Genomic DNA, 17,870 nt, shown 5'->3' with positions numbered 1-17,870 from the left:
AAATGTCTGCAAATGAAAAAACGTCATTTAAAATATCTATGCCTGATTGGCGCTTTGTGGGGGATATGCACCGCTGACATCACCCAAGCGCAGGTCAGCAAGCTGAAGGCTGGTTTCGTACGCCCGCCCGATTCGGCAAAGCCGGGCGTATATTGGTACTTTATGGACGGCAATATGAATGCCCGCTCCATGACGGCCGACCTGGAATCGATGAAAAAAGCAGGCATCGCTAACTTGGTGTTTTTGGAAGTGAACGTCGGCATACCACGCGGTCAGGTTGATTTTTTGAGTCTGCAATGGCAGGATCTGTTTGCCCATGCGGTGAAGGAGGCTAAGCGATTGGGTATAGCGATCACGTTGGGTATCGGTCCGGGATGGACCGGGAGCGGCGGGCCATGGGTACCTGCATCACAGTCGATGTTACATTTGGTGAGTAGTACGGTCAAGGTGGAGGGCGGAGCGGCTAACCTCAACCTTCCCATCCCCAAACCTAAAAACCCGTTCTTTGGAGAGGGTGCATTTACTCCCGAATTAAAAAAACAATGGAACGACTATTACGAGGATGTAGCCGTACTGGCTTATCCAACGCCGACCGCTACGCAAGCTAAAATAATCGATATAGACGAGAAGGCGTTATTTACCCGGGCACCCTATTCATCTGCACCGGGTGTTAAACAATTTTTACCGTACGTAGCCGACCATGCAACCGTAACATCGGGGGCAGCGATCGATCGGTCTAAGGTCATCGATCTGACCAATAAATTATCGCCGGATGGCAAACTGAACTGGACCGCACCAGCTGGCAATTGGACAATTATGCGCTTAGGCAAGCGCAACAATGGCGCGATCACTCGCCCGGCACCGTATCCTGGATTGGGTTTCGAGGCGGATAAAATGGATACCGTCGCGCTTAACTCGCATTTGGATAACTATGTAGGCCGATTGCTTAAAAAGACGGGCATCCCGAACCCTAAGGATGCAGGCGGCTTAAAGATGCTGCACATGGACAGTTGGGAGATGGGCGCGCAAAACTGGACAGGCCGTTTCCGCGAGGAGTTCAAAGCACGTCGTGGTTACGACCCGCTGCCTTATTATCCGGTCTACGCAGGCGATGTGGTTGATAATACCGAGATCAGCGAACGTTTTCTATGGGACCTACGACAGACTGCCCAGCAACTGGTTTTACAGAATCACGCCGTTGCCGTAAAGAACTACGCCCATAAAATGGGTATGAAATTATCCATAGAACCATATGATATGAATCCGACCGCCGATCTGGAATTAGGCGCGACGGCTGATGTACCCATGGCCGAGTTTTGGAGCAAAGGTTTGGGCTTTAATTCCTCGTTCAGTTGTATCGAGGCTACGTCCATCGGCCACGTGAATGGCGTGTCACTCATCCCTGCCGAGGCTTTTACCGCGCAGGATAACGAGGGCTGGAAACAATATCCCGGCAATATGAAAAACCAGGGCGATTGGGCTTTTGCTACCGGTATCAACCGCTTTGTTTATCATACTTTTCAAAACCAGTTCCTGCCCGATAGCCTGAGACCGGGCGCAACCATGGGGCCATACGGTGTACACTGGGACCGCAACCAAACTTGGTGGCCAATGGCGCATGGCTATCACGATTATATATCGCGCAGCTGCTATATGTTGCAGCAAGGCAATACTGTGGCCGATATCCTTTATCTAACCCCCGAAGGTTCGCCGCATGTGTTCCGCCCGCCGTCATCGGCCATGAACGGGGATGTGGTGCTGCCGGATCGTAAAGGTTATAATTTTGACGGATGCGCTCCCGGGCAGCTTTATAAAGCAAGCGTGAAAGATGGAAAGATCGTGTTCCCCGGCGGGGCAAGTTACCGTATATTGGTACTGCCTGCCGTGCCGACGATGACACCGGCTTTATTGAAAAAAATATCTACACTAATAGCCGCCGGTGCGACCGTAGTGGGTGCACCGCCGAGCAAATCGCCATCACTGACTGATTATCCGGCTTGCGACGCGCAACTGACCGTATTGGCACAAACGATATGGGGAGACTTGACCGTGCCTGCAACGCAAACTACACATGCCTACGGCAAGGGCAAAGTGATCTGGGGCGGCGAGTTGTCTAAACAGATCAATACATTATATCCTGAATATGATCTGACTGCAGCTATCCTGAAGTCAATGAATATCTCGCAGGACTTTACTGCCGATGGTTCGATAAGATACACCCATCGCCGGGTGAATGGCAGCGATGTTTACTTTGTGTCGAACAGGACCGCAAGTGTTGTGGACACTATCGGTAGCTTCCGCAGCCGGGCAGGCAGACCACAGTTATGGAATGCCATTACAGGGGAGGCGAGGGCATTGCCTGAATTTAGTGCCAACGGACAGCTTACCAAAGTGCCGTTGAAATTGGAGCCTTATCAAAGTTTTTTTATTGTGTTCGACAAAACGCCGTTGCCGGCATCGGCGAATGCAAAGAATTTCCCGGATCAGAGAACGGTGGTATCGCTAGCAGGATCATGGCAGGCATCCTTCGATCCTAAATGGGGTGGACCGAAGAGCTTTGTTTTTGATGATCTGAAAGACTGGACTACCGTTGCCGAGGAGGGTGTAAAATACTATTCGGGTACAGCGGTCTATCGCAAAAGCTTTGATCTGGATAAAGCTACTTTGGCTAAAAAAGCCAAGATCAGCATCGACTTGGGCGAAGTTTATAATTTAGCCCGCGTAAAACTGAACGGCAAAGATCACGGCATCTTGTGGGCCGCTCCTTGGACCATCGATCTGAATAAAGCCACCCTGAAAGAACATAACGAATTGGAGATAGAGGTAGTTAACCTTTGGCCTAACCGCCTTATCGGCGACGAACGCCTGCCCGATGACGGCATCAAGAATGGCCGTTTGCCCGATTGGGTTTTGCAGGGCAAACCGCGACCGACCAAGCGGGTTACTTTTTCTACTTATAAATTTTATAACAAAGACTCGCCGCTGTTAAAGTCGGGGTTGATAGGGCCGGTCACCATTAAACAAGAGAATTGATATGATAGATAGTGGTTTAAAGATTGGGCTGTTCGGCATTGGGCTGAATGTTTATTGGGATCAATTCGATGGATTGAAAACGACGCTGGAAAGTTACTTGGACAGGCTGAGCGCCAAGTTTGATGCATATCCGGTAACGATAGTTAATGCCGGACTGGTGGATACTGTCGATAAAGCGTTCGAAACTGGCAAACTGTTCCGCCAGCAGGATGTGGGCATCATCTTTTTATATGTAGGGACGTATGCTTTATCATCGACAGTATTGCCTGTGGTGCAACGGGCGAATGTGCCGGTCATCATCCTGAATTTATCGCCGGAGGCCGCTATCGATTACGAAACCTTCAATAATCTGGGCGACCGTACCCAAATGACGGGCGAGTGGTTAAAATACTGCTCGGCTTGCCCGGTGCCCGAGATAGCGAATGTGTTCAAGCGTACCGGCATCAAGTTCCACCAGGTGACGGGTATATTAGATAACGACCCCGAAAGCCTGACCGAAATACAGGAATGGATAGAGGCAGCCAACGTAGCCAATGTGATGCGCTATAACCGTATGGGCTGTATGGGCAGCTACTATTCGGGTATGATGGATATCTATACTGACCTAACGCTGCAGGCCAAATACTTCGGCGGGCATTTTGAGCATATCGAGGTGGATGAGCTGACGGCGGTTAAGGAGCAGGTAGAGCAAGCGGATATCGACAAAAGGGTAGCAGAATTTAACATGCTTTTTGATGTGCAGGATGATTGCTCGCAAGAGGAACTCATTCGCGCGGCACGTACCTCGGTAGCTTTAGACCAGATCGTGGCTAAGTATAAACTGGGTTCGTTCGCTTATTATCACAAAGGGACCGGTAGCGCAGGTAATGAGGATACGATGAGTTCGGTCATCTTAGGCAACTCGTTGCTTACGGCCAAGAATGTTCCCGTAGCGGGCGAGTACGAGATCAAGAATGCCCAGGCCATGAAGATCATGGATAGTTTTGGCGCAGGAGGCTCCTTTACCGAATACTACGCCATGGACTACACCGACGACGTGGTGCTGATGGGCCACGATGGCCCCGGCCATATCGCCATCGCCGAAGGCAAGATCAAAGTAAAACCACTAAAAGTTTACCATGGTAAAGTAGGTAGTGGGCTGTCTGTTGAAATGGCTGTAAAACACGGCCCGGTCACTTGCTTATCTGTAGTGGAAGATGGCAAAGGGTGGCTAATGCTATTGGTAGCCGAAGGCGAATCCGTTCCCGGGCCGATATTGCAGATCGGTAATACCAATAGCCGCTATCGTTTTGCCATAGGCGCCCGCGAATTTGTGACAGACTGGAATAGCCACGGCCCCGCTCACCACTGCGCGGTAGGGGTAGGGCATATTGCATCCAAACTACATAAACTGGCCGCTATTATAGGGCTGGATCTGGTGCAGGTGTGCTGACCTTCTGCTCGCGGCGCATAGGTTGTGCCCGGCGGTAGGTAAGCGTTCGCCATAGCCATTCCAGCGGGCCGAATTGGTAGTATTTTAACCAGATCGGACTAACGATCAGCTGGATGATCCATATCGCTGCAACAATGTAATACAGTTGATAGTATTGCAACTCGGCAAAGTAATTTAACCCGTAGCCGAAAAAGATCAGCGTACAGAAAACCGTTTGCATAATGTAATTGGTGAACGCCATTTGCCCAACGGCGGCCAAACGGTCGGTCAGTCCTTTCCATATAGATGCGCGCAAAATAAGCAGGATAACAGCCGAATGTGCCATCACCAACAACATCCGTTGGAAAGGATAGATCAATCCCCACCAATCCATGTTGTGGGTTTCCAAATAATTGATCATAGCGGCGCTGCCTACAGGTTCGTGCATGTCATGGATAAAATTCCAAATTACCAACGGTAAGCCAACGCCATAGCCGACGAGCGCGGTGAGGCGGTATTGTTTGGTGGTCCACCCGCCGGTGAAAAATTTCCATTTATACATCGCCATTCCCAGTAGCATCAGGGCCAACACGTCGCCTATGCTAAAGAACAGATACTTGGTCTGTCCGTCCCAAGCCAAAGGGCGAATGTATGCGCCTACAGAGGCATAGTTCCCTTTCATGGAGGCAGTGTGTTGAGCGATCTCGGCTTTATTAGGCAAAAATTCTTTCTCCACCTCTTTCCAGGCTGTGATCGCTTTCTTTTGTTCGGCGTTCAAGGTTTTATCTTGTTTTTGGACAGCTATTGCAGCGTTGTATTCGAAACGTTGTGAACGGATATGCTGATAAAATATCGTACCGGTCACAAAGCCAAAAATGGCCACAATAGGCACGCCCCAAACCAAATACTTTGGCTTCATTTTGCGGAACAGGAAGGCCAGCATACCGATCATCCCATAGATGTATAATATATCACCGATCCACAACAACACATGCGCGTGTATCAAACCAAAGATCACCATCCAGCCCATGCGGCTAAAAAACAATGCTTTAAAGGAAAAGCCTGCCTCTTCTTTACGCTTGGTAAAGAGCAATATCCCAGCGCCGAATATCATCGAGAACAAGGCCCGCATCTTGCCTTCGAACAGCACATCTATAACGGCTTCGGTCCAAAAATTTGGGCTTTGCATGTTGCCATGATAGGCGTCAGAAAAACGCTCGGGTAAGGCAAAATAGGGGATATTCATCATCAGGATACCCAGCAGGGCTACGCCACGCAAGGTGTCTACAGCGGTAATACGGTCGGCTTGCGCTACGGGAGCGGCTTTAAGAGTTGTTTCGGCGGACATAGAGGCAAAAAGGTATGCCCCTAATATACTTTAAAACTATGATCAGATCGCGGGTTTAACACACATTAACTTTTGAATGTTAAATAGTTACAGCGCCGAAAAGAACTATGACGTTTTAAATTACGAAATGTCGCCGATCTGCTTAATCTTCCAACACCATCGCCCTGCCATCCTTTACCAAAAAATCGCGCAGGCGGGCAAGTCTATCGGTGTTGATCAGATCCACGCCGCATTGCAGCAATTCTTTCCAAACTTTTTGGTTATCGGGGGTGCTCCATAAGCGCACTTTTGCGCCGGCTTTATGGGCCTCATCGCAATAGGCCGACAGGCGGTCGCGGTCTTTTTGGGATAGCTGGCCTTTGCCTTTCCATTTTAACAAATTAGAGAATTTGCAGCTGGCCATAGCGAACAGGTTGGTGGTGGTATCGCGGCCTACCTTGCGCAGATCCTCGTCAATAAAGGCCAAACGGTCAGGGTCGTTACGCAGGGCATCGTACGGTTTGTTGCCTGACAGTACGATGCGTACCGGCCCGTCCTGAAAAACACCGTTTTGGTATCCGCAGAAAAACTCGCGGTATTTCTCCAGCATCGGTTTAAGTAATTCGTAAGTTTTGTTGGGGTCTGATTTAATGTCGATCATCAGTGTGATCGGTTTCTCGTAACCGCGATATACCTCGCCGTCGTTCTGTTGGATATGTTCTGCCAGTGGTTGCAGGTACAAACCCTCCAGGGTGCGTTTGTGGTGTAAAATAGGCAGAATATGAGTGATGATAAGCCTGCTCTTATAAAGGTGAACGTCGGCCTCGATACTGGTGTAGCCATTGCTTATCGCTTCGAACAGGGGGCGTTTGTGCTGATAATCATTATGGGCGAAGGCGTTGCTAAGGGGCGGGTGTTGCGCCAGGCAAATTTTGCAGCATAATAAAGCCAATAGAAGGCCGAACACTTTTGGGCACGAGGTCCTAAACAGCATAAGATCAGTTCTTTAATTAAGGTTACGCAAGATAAAAAGAACTAATGAATTTTTAATGAAGATGCTGTTAACTTTGGGTGAATAATTTATCGCAATATGAAATTTGTATTTGCAATGTCATGAGCTGGCGCGGTTCTGTAGAGACATATTTTGGCGTCAAACTCAAAACCTCAACTCCGGCTTTTTCACCTTCCCGGCCAAAAAGCCGAACCAAAAGATGAATACCGGCACCATCACATCCAACTGCCTTGGGTACGAGCTGAGCGCCCCGCTGGCCAGCAAATAAATGCCCGTGACGAACAGCAGGAAACGGATAGGGTGGATGATCATACGCCAATTGATGATGGTGATGATCAACGCCAAGATCGATGTCCAGAACAGTAACGAGCCGATCAGGATATTCTTCACCACGGCCCCGTTCTGGAAGGAGTAGGAGTAGGGGAAGTTGAACAGCATGCGCGATACATTGTAGTAATAGTTCTCGGCAAATTTTAACGGGTGCTGTTTGATGTTACGGATGGCGGCCTCTTTAAAAAGCCGGTCCTCGTCTAACTCGTTATGTTTAAGGATATACTTGAACTCCTTCAGGTGGTTCTGCTTCAATATCTTGGTCACCTCGGCCGATCTGAATGCCTTCGGGTATTGGCTATTGCTTAGGCTTGGTGCTTTCCAGTCGCCGTATTCGTTTGCGTGAGGGGTGCTCATCCAATATAAACTCATTCCGCCTGCGTTGCCCCAATACATTACTTTGCCCGTTAACTGATAGGTGTACACCAAATACGGGCTTGCTACCAAAAACGCTACAGCAATGATCTTGACCGGTCCGCGGAAGGTATCGCGGTGTTCTTTAAACAGCAGCGACGCTAAACCCACCAATAGGCATATCAAGATCACGTATCCAAAAATGATCTTGGTGAGGATGATAAACCCAAGTATGAAGCCGGAAAGTATCAGATAAAAAGTGCTGTCTTTATGATAATACAGCGTGACGGACAACACCAGCCCGGCTACCAGCATAAATGTTACGGCCTCGGTATAAAGCAAAGGGAGTATTGAATGCGCGTTGGGATAAAGCGCGAGCAGTATGCATAGCACCAAAGCGATCTTATAGTTACCTACAATGCTTATCGCCTTATATAAAAACACTACTGTAAGGTACAGGAACAACGCGTTGAGCATGGTGACACACAGCACCGGTATTTTAAGCGCGATAAAAGGGGTGATGATGAGCGGGTAGCCCGGACCGTTCCACAAGTTAATGTCGGGCATTTTGGGCGAATAAAAACCGTGGATAAGGTTATGCGCAAAATCTACATAACGTATCTCGTCGCCATATAACTTGGGCCATTTATGCTTAAAAATATAATAGCAGTAATAGACAAGGAAGGGGGAGAAAATTATAAACGGGTTGCGTAAAAGGCGGTTCTTCATGCTCGTATTAGCCAATCATAAATGTACGGATAATTTGCTTATCAAAAAGGCGCAAGTCCTGCTAATGGCCAAAGTATCCCTTTGATAAAGGCCGGATGGAAGAGCAAGGGCATTGGCACCGCCAACCAAAAGAATATCCATACGCGAGCTACCACCGGATGCTGAAGCAATTTGATCTTGCGGACGGTCAACGCCTTTTCTGTTAAAACTAAACCGCCATGCAACAAAAAGTATAACATGGGCAGGCCATAACCGGCGCTGACGGGTACGCTCAAAGCCAGCTCGTGCAGCAGGCCAGAAAATGCAAAGGCCAGTATCAAAGCCCCGGCACTGCCAAATTTGTTTTTAAGGGGACGAAAGATGGCTACTGAGGTCATCTCGCTGAAGGCGATATTCCAGCGTTTGCTCCAAAATTCGGTCAAGCTGGTAGCCATAGCCGGTTGGCGGAACAGCAGGTAGGTGTTTACACCTTGTAAACGGTAAGTCCCCGCGCTGATGCTAAGCAGCCCAAAATGCAGTATCAAACTAAAGCCTATCAATAACAGCACACTTATCAAGGCATACACAAAACCCACAGGTGCCCACTGGCTACGGATGATATGCGCCAGGGCGATCAGCATTGCCCCCGAGAACACCCTACTGATACCGTAGCCGATCATCTTCCATGCACCGGGTAGGGCAGGGCTGCCCAGCGTCTCGAAGGGTTGCGCCCGCATACCGGCCCAGCCACCGGCAAATACCAGCCATTGTTTAAAGTTAAGAGTTAATGGTTTGCCTTTGTAACCTTCGGTAACGGCTATCACCTTCATAGCGGTGAAAGTGATGGCAATAATGCCCAACATTTTAATAATGGGGTGCTGATCTTTCATCACCAGATAGATCCCAGCTATGCTAACGATCAGCAGTAACCAGCTTAACGCGACCTGTTGCTTTTTGATGAGGACGTAACCCAGCAATGTAACGCTGATATTGATCAGCATAAAATAAAGCAGACTAACGATCAGTTCAGTTGACATGGTTGATCAGGTTAAGATAGAAGATATAGCTGTAGCTGGCGCTTAAGATCACAAATACACTAACCAATACGGTTTCGCCAATTTTATGCCACGTACCGGTAGGGAAGCCGGCTCTATCTAAAACAAAGAACTGGATGAGCAACCGGCTTATCCAATACACCGCAATAAAAGCGCTTACTAAGGTGGCGAGTGTGCTATGGTCGGCCAGTTCTTCAGCGCAAAACACAGACACCGTCCCAAAGCTCAGGTTGATCACCAGGATGTAAGCCGCGTAAACCCAAAACATTTGCCTGATAATGGATGAAACTTTGCTTAATTCGGCAGTCCAGTTCAATAACCTGGGGACAGCTAAACTGCCTATTGCCAGCGCTATCTGTGCTGCGCCGGCTAATTGGATGAGTTGGATAGGTGTGATATTGCTGATCATACAACAAAGGTAGCAAACAGTAATTTAATTTTCAGTAATTATTGAAAATTAAATTATCAAATCATTTTTGATCAATGATCTCTGAGTAGGGGTGGGAGAAAGTTATTCGATACTGTCATTTGTGTCCTCACAAACGACAGATCGCAGGTTCTGATATTTATCATATTAGTTGCCTGTGGGGACACAGGCGACGGGGCGGATAGCGTTTTTTAACTTCAAGACATCGCACTACGGATCATCTTAAATATACGATGTGCTATCAGTTAAAAGGATATGATTGAGCGGATATGATGAACAAGGGTAAAAACAAAAAAGGTTTGATGCTTAGCATCAAACCTTTACAGCATACTTTATTAGCCTGCTGCCGACGGGCTTTTTGGCCATTGCTTGTTTCAGTTCTATATCGACGGCCGAGACCAATCGATGGTTACAGAACTCGCAACGGTGTTCGGTAGTTAATGTTTCTTCGGTAAAAGGAAGATCAACCACCTCAACCGAGTCGCATGCGTAAACCGAGACCGGACAGGTCTTGGTGAAGCAGTAATAGGATATTTGATCGTTCGCTTTCATAAGTGCAAAAGTTTAAAGCTTTTGTGTTTTAGTTATTGTTGTTATAGCCAATAAAATGCCATGAATGCTGTGTAAGGTGTTTTTTGAAAATATCTGAAAGAAAATTATCTAACAGTTTATTTTGTTCGTAATAATGGCTATCTATTATTCTGCAAGGCGGTTTTAACGGAGCGTCCTGTTTTTTCAACGCATTAAAAAAAAGACAGGCTACATTAAAAAATATACGATCTGTTTTGTAGACAAGGGCGGAATAAAGGGCACAAAAAAAGCCTTCCTGTGCCGGGAAAGCTTCTATTCATAGGTAGATATATGATGGATCAGGCGATCAGGCCTGTGTATTGCGATGTATATTGTGCGTTATTACGCAAGAACTGGCGACTGGTGTTTGCAAAAGCATCAATGTTATCGCACAGGATAGCTTTGATCAATTTCTCGGTAGCTGTAAGCTTTTTCTCGGCGGTTTTAAATTTTAATACTTTCATGTCAATACCATTACCAATAGTGTGCCAAGGCTCATCTACTGTTAAAAATAGCCCCAGTCGACACAAAATGTGTAGTCAGATGTATGCAGCGTGGATACAATTTGAAGCGATAACATGTCCGAAAACCCCGTCAATGCCTATCTTCGTACCGTGGCTGCACCTAAAAGAACTCCTGTAAAAACATCCGTCCCCAAAAAAGCCCCGGCCAAAAGGCGGGCAACTGCAAAAAAGAAGGCCGAGCGTAATTGGGCAGGCTACGTTGCCCTGGCCGGACTGCTACTGGTGTTGCTGTCGCCGTTCTATTATGGTTATGTGATCAAGACCTTTTCGGCTACCTGGCGTTGGATGCGCGATATCGGTCAGGACCCAAACTATCGCTCGTATAAAAGTTTCGGTATTAAGATCCCTACCGCTTATCATATCCATGGCATTGATGTATCCTACGCTCAGGGTAAAATAGATTGGCAAAAAGTACGGTCGATGGAAGAGGACAGCGTACGCATCCGTTTTGCCTTTGTGAAAGCTACTGAAGGTCTGCTTGGTGTCGATCCCTACTTTAAACGTAACTGGCGCGAGGCGCCCAAAGTAAGTATCACCTGTGGTGCATATCATTATTTCCATCCCAATAAAAATGGCCTTTGGCAAGCCCGTTTTTTTCTGCAGAACGCTAAGATGGAACCCGGCGACCTGCCCCCTGTGGTGGATGTGGAGGTAATGGATAAAGTGTCGCCACAAAAAATGCGGAAGGAATTAACGGCTTACCTGAAACACGTGGAGAAAAAGGTGGGCGTTAAGCCGATCATCTACACCGGCCTAAGTTTTTATACCGACTATCTTGCAGGTCACTTTGACGAGTATCCGCTTTGGATAGCCCATTACTACAAGTCAAATCTGAAAGTGCACAAGAAAACCAACTGGTGGTTTTGGCAACACTCGGACATTGCCAGAGTGAACGGCATTAACCACGCGGTAGATTTTGATGCGTTTAAAGGTGATAGTTTGGATTTTGAGAAGTTACTGATCCGGTAAACTACGTCCTGATCAGATCCGTATCCGGCGGCGTGTGCCCCAGCAAACTGCACATACTCATAGCCTGCCCTTTATGATGGAACTCGTGCGTGATCACATGTGTGAATAACTCGGTAGGGGTAAAGGTGAATTGTCGTCCGCCTGAAATTGTGCCAATGATGGGCAGATCAAGGTCATTACCGAATTTATTGAAGAAAGCATTTACCAGGTCGTCAACGTCATCGAACGCATCGCGGATAGCGCCGATATCGGTAGGAGCGGAGTCATCATAATAGCCAAGTCCGTTACCCATCCCAAAGTTGCCCAGCCAATGCCGGTAAACGTTGGCCACATGCAATAGCATAAAGCCGACGGTTTTGTTATGGAAGGCGGGTACAGGCGTGTTCACGTCGACGTTTTGCTCCGCAATGAATTTGAGCATCACCGCCCGCGAACTTCGGACCAATTGATATTGCTGACGTAGTAAGCTAACCATATCCACTAAGTTAAAGCTATTTGACCAACGATACCACCAAAAACCAATAAAGCCGCCTTTATAGGGCGGCCTTAATTGGCAATACATCACAATTAATATCTTATTTAGCTTCGGCTTTTGGGGCTTTGGCTTTGCTTGCGACTGGTTTGGCAGCAGGTGCTTTTGCCGGGGCTGGTACAGCTTGCGCGGCAGCGGCCTGATCTGGTGCCGGTGCTTCGGCAGTTTTTACCGGAGCGGCAGGCTTAATTTCTTTGGCGATCTTTTTGGCCAGTTTTTTAGATGCTTTCAGGATCTCTTTGGTGTTCTTTTTAGACTCGACACCTAAGCTTAACGATAGTTCCTGAAGGGTGGTGAATAAACTTGCTTGAAGGTTTTTCTTGGCGGCTTTTTTTGCTGCCTTTTTTATGGCTGATGTGCTCTTACTCATAAGGGTTGCTGAATTATACGTGGCAAATATATATTATGTGTATGTTAATCAAGTATTAAGCTTATGTTAAGCAAAATCAGGGAATTAACACGGCGGGTGGTTCAAGAAAAATGTCTTCCCGCCGGCGGGTCATACTTGCGAGGTTACAATAGTGGTAGTCGTGTTTTTGTTTTATCTGCCTGCATTTTTTACCGGTCCAAGATATCGGCAGGCATTGGTTCAGGTCCACGGCTGATCAATGTGGGAACTATGCGGATCTTGGGTCGAAAGAATTTGCCCGCGATATGAAATTTCAGATCGAAAATAAACGCGTTAAAAGTGCAAAAAAGAGTGAAAAAACACCACTTTTTTGCACTTTTTTGGATGGTTTTTTGCAGGTTTGCCGTTCATGTTTTCGGTCACAACTTCTGGTTTTGGGCAGAAAATTTCCGGGCTGATCAGGCCGTTCACAAATACACGTTCCCGCGCACATTTCATGAACAAAGTGAACATTCGTTCATTTATGCATTCATCCTGTTAATTATCAATATTTTATCGTGAACAAAAGCGGTCTGCAGGAGCTCTTCGGAGGGCCTGTTCAGCACATGTTCACACCCCCAATTTGAACATAATGGATGAAAATTGACGGCGTTTCTTGAGATAATTTTGATGGTACAGTGCCCCGGCTATGCAACTATGCGAACCGGGATCACCCCAAGCATTATCGCAAATACGTAGTGTCAGTGACTGTTAACATAACCCTAATTAAAATTGTTTTGGCCATGCTGGTATGCATGGCCATCTCCTACAGCAACAGAGCGGTGGGGCAATGTACTATTCCGGTTAATACGTATGCTAACACGCAGCAATTCAGGGCGATCAGCTTAGGTGGTGATGCCACGGTGACCAACCCCGTCAACGCAACTGGTGCCGATCTCACCAACTATTCGCAACTTTATGGCGGTACACTTGGTACCGTTACTCAATACTTAAAATTTGCTGATCCAGTTACCGTGGGTACACCGGTAACTGTCAAGTTATCAGTACCTACCAGTGTGTTATCGGTGCTGGGGAATGTCACTATACAGCCGTTTGTTAACCTGCACCAGTCGGGTGGTAACTGGACGGCCGATGCAGTTGGCGTTGCCACTACCGATGCAAGCCTTTTAGGCCTGCTTAACGGCGGCGGCGATTCCTGGATCACTATAACCCCAAAAACGGCGGGCAACGTTAATGTAGCTTACGATGGTGTTTGGGTACGCATGTCGGGCATCACGATCGCTCAGAGTATCAACGTTTACGGCGCATTCACCACAGCTACAGGCCTGGCAACAGACCCCGCTGTAGCTTGCGGCCCACCCATCGATGTGCTTTCGGGCGTGCGTGCCGGTACGGTTTTAGGCGGTATCGCTAACGCGACAGGTACGGTCACCAACCCTTTTAGCGCTATAGACACCGACCCGACCTATATCACCTACTCAGAGCTTTTTGTTGGTGCACAGGTACTTAGCCAGGTATATCATACTACCATCTTTAACGCGCTATCGCAAACAGGCGATAAGGTGCGCATGGTCCTGCAAAGACCGGGCGGAGGATTGCTTGATCTTAATGCGATAACCAATTTTACTATTCAGCTATACAATGGCGGTACGCCGGTCGGTTCGGCTGTTACCAGTAGTTCGGGCTTATTGTCGCTGAGTTTATTGCCGGGTAGCACCGCCGGTAACGAAAAATATGTGCTTGAATTGGCTGCTCCCGTAAGTTTCGATAGGGTGGATGTTCAAGTGGGCGGTCTGGCAGGGGTAGGTCTGGTACCCGGCCTGCGGATCTATGATGTTAAGCGCATCATCGCTAACCCCTTAACCAATGTGAACGGCGATCCCGGCACGTCGGCAACGGTATGCGAGGGCAGCACGTCCACCTTCGCGGTCAACAACACGCAAACCTGTACCACCTACAAATGGTACGATGCACTTACCGGCGGTAACCTGTTGCACACCGGCACCAGCTACACCCCAGCAGCTTCGGGCCTGTCAACAACGGCTGCTAACAACTACTACGTAGAAGCCGTAAGAGATGGCTGCACCGAGACCACCGTACGTACCCCGGTAGTGATCAACGTGAATCCGGCACCGGCCATTACGCCCGGCACCGGGCCGCGCATCTGCATAGGTAATACGGCTACCAGTTGGAGCTATACCGGGGCTACCAACACTCCAAACACATACAGCATCGTCTGGAGCGCAGCGGCTAATACGGCAGGTTTTACCAACGTTACCGATGCTGTACTGCCACCAGGAGCTATCAGCATAACCGTGCCACCGGCCGCGCCTGTAGGGCCTTACAGCGGCACTTTATACGTAAAGAACGCCAACGGTTGCCTGAGTACAGGCAAGCCTTTTACGCTGACCGTAGACGCGCGGTCCACCCAACCAGTAATTAATTTGACTCCATAATAAATTTAAAATTCCGAAACATGAAACGTTTAATTACCCCCAAAACACTGCTTGTTGTGCTGTTCTTATTAGCCGGCACAATGGCCAAAGCACAGGTTTCAGCCCTGTCAGATCTTACTGCCGGAACGTTAGCTGTATATTGTCCGACCGATCAGGTAAAATTGACCGCCGCCTCAACAGGTGCGGCAAGCTACATCTGGAAACGTTATCCGGGTGCTAACACATCGGGTACGCCGGTAACTTTAGCAGGTACTACCGCTAACCTGACCGACACCCCGACCGACGCGGGTTACTATACCTATGTATCGACCGCTGTTAATGCCGAAGGTTGCGAGTCTACCGTATCAGATCCGGCCATCGTTTATGTGCTTCCGGGCATTTCGGCGGCTATCGTATCAAGCTCACCTTCAACTACTCAATATTGCGAGACCGCTATTCCGGCAGGTTTAACGCTGACCGCTACGGGTGGCAAAACAGGCGCTACCGTGTCTGAGACCTTCGCTTACAAATATCAGTGGTACAAAAATGGTACGGCTATTACAGGTGCTACCTCAAATACTTACGCTTTTGCTAACCCTGGTGATGCTGTTGTGGGTACCAACTTTGCTTACACCGTGCGTATCACTTACGTTATTAAAGCTTGCGCCGAGACCACGTCTAACGCTATCAACTTTAACGTGATCGCAACTCCGGGCAAACCAACCATCGTTGTAACACCATAATATCAGCCTCAAAAGCAAGCTCACCAAATAACCACCCATCGTTAAATGTTTGACCTGCGTGTTAATATTGCGGTAATAGCGGTTTTGCTGATGTACGCGTTAACAGGGAGCGCCACCAAAAAAGGCGCTCCCGTTTACGCCGCACCACAAACCGTCACCATTGTACAGGGGCAAACGGCCACTTTGCGGGCAGCTTCTGTTAATGGGGTGGCTTTTCAGTGGCTTAAAAATGGGGTTTTTATTCCGGGCGCTACGCAAACCACTTATGTGGTAAGCACGGCGGGGAGCTATCAGGTACTGAGTACCAACGCTGCCAATTGCACGTCCGATTTGTCGGATCCGGTGATCGTGAACGTTCAGCAAGCCAACTTTACCGATGTGGCCATTGGCATTAACGCGGTGAAAGTGAGCGATAATATGGACGACCCTTTCAGGTACACCATTATGCTTAAGAACAACGGACCTGTAACGGCTACCGATGTGAACGTGCAGAATAAGATACCTGCCGAGGTAAGCTACAAGAGCATGGACAAGCCGGCCAAGGGAACGGCTGATTACGATGCCTTCAATAACAATATCACCTGGCGCTTAGCCCAGTTGGATGTTGGCGAAACGACATCGCTCACCTACACGGTGAAAGCGCTGAAGGTTGGCCGGATAGAAAATACGGCTACCGTAAGTTCGCAACCGGCAGATATGGATCTGGCTAACAACACAGCAAGCACAACGCTGATGATGGCCGGGCTGTATATCCCTAACGTATTTACCCCCAATGGCGACGGTGTTAACGACACTTTTGAGATACCTAACCTGAATACCTATATAGCTAACGAGCTATCCATAGTGAACCGCTGGAACGCGACCGTGTACGAGAAAAAGAATTACCAGAACGATTGGACCGGCAGCGGACTGAACGAGGGTACTTATTTCTATCTGCTTAAGGTGCAAACGGCTAACGGCAAATGGGATATCTACAAAGGCTATATCACGCTGATACGTACTATAAAAAGTAATTGAAGGGAGGCAAGGCCATGAAAAAGGCGATCATTGTAGGGCTTATATGTATCATATCGGCCTTAAAGGCAAGCGCGCAGCAGGACGCGGCAGTAACACAGTATATCTTTAACGGATTGTACATTAACCCGGCTTACGCAGGGTATAAAGAGGACGTGTATGTTCAATCGTACTACCGATCGCAGTGGGTGGGCTTGACAGGCGCTCCGCGTAACTTTGCGATAGCGATAGACGGCACCGTGAACGATAACGTAGGTTTGGGCGCTATGCTCACCAACGACCAGATCGGTGCGCAGACCGCCGTATCGGGATATCTGAACTACGCTTACCGCATTAGGGTAGGGCAGGACGAGGAATCGCGCCTGGCCTTTGGCTTGGCAGCGGGGATGATGCAATTAGGTATAGATGGCAGCAAACTGCACAGTGTTACCCAAGGCGATCAGGCTATACCGGTAGGTTCGCAAAGTTTGGTACTGCCCGATGCGCATGTGGGCGTATATTATGCTAACAGCAATTACTTTTGGGGTCTTTCGGCTACCAATCTGTTAGCCAGCCTATCTAACGCAAATAGTGCGGCCAATATGCTAGTGCCGATACCTAAGCCGCACGTTTATTTAACGGCGGGTACATACATCCAAATGAATAATGATATGCGTTTTAAACCCGTGTTCCTGATCAAGGATGACATGCGCGGCCCGACCACCATGGACCTGAACGCCTTCCTTTTATTTAACGAACGTTTCAATATAGGCGGTTTTTACCGCACATCTGTAAAACTGTACCCCAAAAACAACCTGCAAAGCGATCTGACACAGCGCAACTCGTTCGGGTTGATAGCTGATATATTTATTAGCCCAAGTATCAGAGTGGGGTACTCTTACGATCAGTCGCTTAACAAGGTCACCAGCTACAATGCCGGCAGCCACGAGTTGTCCGTCGGTTTCTACCTCAATAGCCGAAACGGCATAACGCGAAGCAGTTACAGATGCTATAAATTTTGATAAAAAGGACCGGGCGACCGGTCCTTTTTTGTTTGGAGAGGCGGGCGATTTTTTGTATATTTGATGGTAATCTATA

The 17,870-nt window shown here is 48.2% G+C and carries 16 protein-coding genes; 7 read left to right on the top strand and 9 right to left on the bottom strand.

Annotated elements, in window-relative coordinates; all coding sequences use genetic code 11:
• Window positions 1–12 precede the first annotated feature (12 nt).
• Both IRJ16_RS03235 and IRJ16_RS03230 read left to right on the top strand, forming a co-directional pair.
• Entirely contained in the window at window positions 13–3,033 is a 3,021-nt protein-coding gene (locus IRJ16_RS03235) for a glycosyl hydrolase (RefSeq protein WP_194110073.1), read from the top strand.
• Between the two features lies 1 nt (window position 3,034).
• The gene (locus IRJ16_RS03230) at window positions 3,035–4,465 is read left to right on the top strand and encodes an arabinose isomerase (protein WP_194110072.1); all 1,431 of its coding nucleotides are present in this window, start codon (window positions 3,035–3,037) and stop codon (window positions 4,463–4,465) included.
• Here IRJ16_RS03230 and IRJ16_RS03225 read toward each other — a convergent pair.
• The 7 genes from IRJ16_RS03225 to IRJ16_RS03195 all read right to left on the bottom strand — a co-directional run bounded on the left by IRJ16_RS03225 (window position 4,434) and on the right by IRJ16_RS03195 (window position 10,691).
• Window positions 4,434–5,792 carry a DUF418 domain-containing protein gene (locus IRJ16_RS03225; RefSeq protein WP_194110071.1) on the bottom strand — a complete coding sequence of 453 codons (1,359 nt, stop codon included), beginning with the start codon at window positions 5,790–5,792 and terminating at the stop codon, window positions 4,434–4,436. The genes IRJ16_RS03230 and IRJ16_RS03225 overlap by 32 nt on opposite strands.
• Before the next feature lie 142 nt (window positions 5,793–5,934).
• Entirely contained in the window at window positions 5,935–6,765 is an 831-nt protein-coding gene (locus IRJ16_RS03220; protein WP_194110070.1) for a phosphatidylinositol-specific phospholipase C/glycerophosphodiester phosphodiesterase family protein, read from the bottom strand.
• A 162-nt stretch (window positions 6,766–6,927) separates the two neighbouring features.
• Entirely contained in the window at window positions 6,928–8,196 is a 1,269-nt protein-coding gene (locus IRJ16_RS03215) for an ArnT family glycosyltransferase (RefSeq protein ID WP_194110069.1), read from the bottom strand.
• A 41-nt stretch (window positions 8,197–8,237) separates the two neighbouring features.
• The gene (locus IRJ16_RS03210) at window positions 8,238–9,212 is read right to left on the bottom strand and encodes a wax synthase family protein (RefSeq protein WP_194110068.1); all 975 of its coding nucleotides are present in this window, start codon (window positions 9,210–9,212) and stop codon (window positions 8,238–8,240) included.
• On the bottom strand, window positions 9,202–9,639 hold the full coding sequence (locus IRJ16_RS03205) for a hypothetical protein (RefSeq protein WP_194110067.1): 438 nt from the start codon (window positions 9,637–9,639) through the stop codon (window positions 9,202–9,204). The genes IRJ16_RS03210 and IRJ16_RS03205 overlap by 11 nt, the downstream gene beginning before the upstream one ends.
• A 330-nt stretch (window positions 9,640–9,969) precedes the next feature.
• Entirely contained in the window at window positions 9,970–10,209 is a 240-nt protein-coding gene (locus IRJ16_RS03200) for a hypothetical protein (RefSeq protein ID WP_194110066.1), read from the bottom strand.
• Between the two features lie 317 nt (window positions 10,210–10,526).
• Window positions 10,527–10,691 (bottom strand): hypothetical protein, encoded by a 165-nt coding sequence (locus IRJ16_RS03195; RefSeq protein WP_194110065.1) that lies wholly within the window; start codon window positions 10,689–10,691, stop codon window positions 10,527–10,529.
• A 114-nt stretch (window positions 10,692–10,805) separates the two neighbouring features.
• Between IRJ16_RS03195 and IRJ16_RS03190 the strand changes: the two genes are divergently transcribed.
• On the top strand, window positions 10,806–11,720 hold the full coding sequence (locus IRJ16_RS03190) for a glycoside hydrolase family 25 protein (protein WP_194110064.1): 915 nt from the start codon (window positions 10,806–10,808) through the stop codon (window positions 11,718–11,720).
• Window position 11,721: 1 nt separating this feature from the next.
• Here IRJ16_RS03190 and IRJ16_RS03185 read toward each other — a convergent pair whose 3' ends face one another.
• A complete protein-coding gene (locus IRJ16_RS03185; protein ID WP_194110063.1) occupies window positions 11,722–12,195 on the bottom strand; it encodes a DinB family protein in 474 nt (157 codons plus the stop codon).
• Between the two features lie 100 nt (window positions 12,196–12,295).
• Window positions 12,296–12,622 carry a hypothetical protein gene (locus tag IRJ16_RS03180; protein ID WP_194110062.1) on the bottom strand — a complete coding sequence of 109 codons (327 nt, stop codon included), beginning with the start codon at window positions 12,620–12,622 and terminating at the stop codon, window positions 12,296–12,298.
• Between the two features lie 761 nt (window positions 12,623–13,383).
• Here IRJ16_RS03180 and IRJ16_RS03175 point away from each other — a divergent pair.
• The 4 genes from IRJ16_RS03175 to IRJ16_RS03160 are packed head-to-tail and all read left to right on the top strand — an operon-like array spanning window position 13,384 to window position 17,794.
• On the top strand, window positions 13,384–15,057 hold the full coding sequence (locus IRJ16_RS03175; protein WP_194110061.1) for an immunoglobulin domain-containing protein: 1,674 nt from the start codon (window positions 13,384–13,386) through the stop codon (window positions 15,055–15,057).
• A gap of 20 nt (window positions 15,058–15,077) precedes the next feature.
• Window positions 15,078–15,779 carry a hypothetical protein gene (locus IRJ16_RS03170; protein ID WP_194110060.1) on the top strand — a complete coding sequence of 234 codons (702 nt, stop codon included), beginning with the start codon at window positions 15,078–15,080 and terminating at the stop codon, window positions 15,777–15,779.
• Between the two features lie 45 nt (window positions 15,780–15,824).
• The gene (locus tag IRJ16_RS03165; RefSeq protein WP_194110059.1) at window positions 15,825–16,796 is read left to right on the top strand and encodes a T9SS type B sorting domain-containing protein; all 972 of its coding nucleotides are present in this window, start codon (window positions 15,825–15,827) and stop codon (window positions 16,794–16,796) included.
• Between the two features lie 14 nt (window positions 16,797–16,810).
• Window positions 16,811–17,794 carry a PorP/SprF family type IX secretion system membrane protein gene (locus IRJ16_RS03160; RefSeq protein ID WP_194110058.1) on the top strand — a complete coding sequence of 328 codons (984 nt, stop codon included), beginning with the start codon at window positions 16,811–16,813 and terminating at the stop codon, window positions 17,792–17,794.
• Window positions 17,795–17,870 lie beyond the last annotated feature (76 nt).

Origin of the sequence: Mucilaginibacter myungsuensis (genome assembly GCF_015222005.1) — a bacterium.
Lineage (GTDB): Bacteria > Bacteroidota > Bacteroidia > Sphingobacteriales > Sphingobacteriaceae > Mucilaginibacter > Mucilaginibacter myungsuensis.
The sequence above is the reverse complement of the archived record's forward strand: the minus strand, read 5'-3'. Positions and strand labels throughout refer to the sequence as shown.